Source organism: Parvimonas sp. M20, from assembly GCF_035282425.1.
GTDB lineage: Bacteria > Bacillota > Clostridia > Tissierellales > Peptoniphilaceae > Parvimonas.
Genome location: NZ_JAYKBQ010000129.1, coordinates 1 through 285, shown reverse-complemented (window position 1 = coordinate 285; position 285 = coordinate 1). Strand labels below are relative to the sequence as shown.

Genomic DNA, 285 nt, shown 5'->3' with positions numbered 1-285 from the left:
ATCAATTACGGCATGGACGTGTTGATCGAAACACATGACCGCTTTGAGCTGGAACGTGCGCTTTTACTCCCCACAGGGATGATCGGCATTAATAACCGCAATTTAAAGACGTTAAAAACCAGCCTGATGACTACCGAGGATTTGGTTCCGCTTATCCCTCCCGACCGGCTAGTAGTAAGCGAAAGCGGCCTGTCGACACCAGCTGATATTGTACGGATGCAAAAACACAATGTGCATTGCTTTCTGGTTGGTGAATCCCTACTGAAACAGCCGGATGTTACATCC

1 pseudogene is annotated in these 285 nt (G+C 48.1%); it reads left to right on the top strand.

From position 1 onward, the window contains the following. A pseudogene (locus VJI93_RS08690) lies at positions 1 to 285 on the top strand (indole-3-glycerol phosphate synthase TrpC); the annotation flags it as partial.